Source organism: Staphylococcus sp. GDX8P80P, from assembly GCF_017893095.1.
GTDB classification, from domain to species: Bacteria; Bacillota; Bacilli; order Staphylococcales; family Staphylococcaceae; genus Staphylococcus; species Staphylococcus borealis.
Window position 1 is genome coordinate 1 of sequence record NZ_JAESMI010000176.1, and the last position, 669, is coordinate 669.

The following is a 669-nucleotide window of genomic DNA, read 5'->3' on the forward strand; positions in this document are numbered from 1 at the left end:
CCCTCATTTGTTGGTAATCCATATGGCTTACGAACAACACCACTTGTTGGTTCATATTTAGTAGCAGTAGCTGCTGGTTTTTTACCAGTTGTTACAGGTACATCAATATGATCTACACTTCCATCTGGATATGTCACTGTTACTGGGACATTTACTGTTCCTGGTGTAGTTCCATTTGGTAAATTACCTGGGTTATTAACTGTGATTACTGGTTGTTCCCCTGTTGTTGGGTATCCAGGAATTGTTACTGAACCAATTACATCGTCTGATGTTGTTGGTGTTCCATAATCGTGATTTACACCATTACTTGTTGGTTCATAAATCACTTTATCTTGTGTTGGTTTTTCTCCTGTCGTAACAGGTACTGTGATATGATCCACACTTCCATCTGGATAAGTTATTGTTACTGGGACATTTACTGTTCCTGGTGTAGTTCCATTTGGTAAGCTATTTGGATTATCAACTGTTACAACTGGTTGTTCTCCTGTTGTTGGGTATCCAGGAATTGTTACTGAACCAATCACTTCATCTGATGTTGTTGGTGTTCCATAATCATGATTTACACCTTCACTTACTGGTTCGTAAATTACTTCGTCAGGTGTTTCATCGTCTTTAGTAACAACAGTTACTGTCACATGATCTTGTGTGCCATCTGGATATGTCACTGTT

The 669-nt window shown here is 38.7% G+C and carries 1 protein-coding gene; it reads right to left on the reverse strand.

Annotated elements, in window-relative coordinates:
• The coding region (locus KA858_RS12040) for a Rib/alpha-like domain-containing protein (protein ID WP_245342099.1) at positions 1 to 669 on the reverse strand (669 nt) is incomplete at both ends.